The organism is Oleiphilus sp. HI0132 (genome assembly GCF_001635845.1).
Window position 1 is genome coordinate 1 of sequence record NZ_LWGJ01000731.1, and the last position, 424, is coordinate 424.

Below are 424 nucleotides of genomic sequence, written 5' to 3' on the forward strand. Positions count from 1 at the left end.
GTGTATTCTGTGGTTCTGGTGGTGTTGAACCTCAATCAGAAACAAACTGGCGTTATGCAGATGAGTCTGGCGTTGCTCGTATCATCTTCGTAAACAAGCTTGACCGTCTAGGTGCTGACTTCTTGAAAGTTGTTGACCAGGTAGAGAACGTACTAGGCGCTAAGCCGCTAGTTATGACTCTTCCAATCGGAACCGAAGATGACTTTGTTGGTGTTGTCGATATTCTTTCTAAGAAAGCTTATGTTTGGGATGACACAGGCCTACCTGAAAACTTCAAAGTAGAAGACGTTCCAGCCGATATGGTTGACGATGTAGACATGTATCACGAGCAGTTGATTGAAACAGCTGTTGAGGTTGATGACGACATCATGATGGCGTACATGGAAGGCGAAATGCCAACTACGGAACAGATCAAAGCCTGTAT

At 44.8% G+C, this 424-nt stretch carries 1 protein-coding gene; it reads left to right on the forward strand.

All coding sequences use genetic code 11. The annotated features are described in order from the left end of the window. On the forward strand, positions 1-424 hold a 424-nt coding region (locus A3766_RS08670), incomplete at both ends, for a GTP-binding protein (RefSeq protein WP_231882869.1).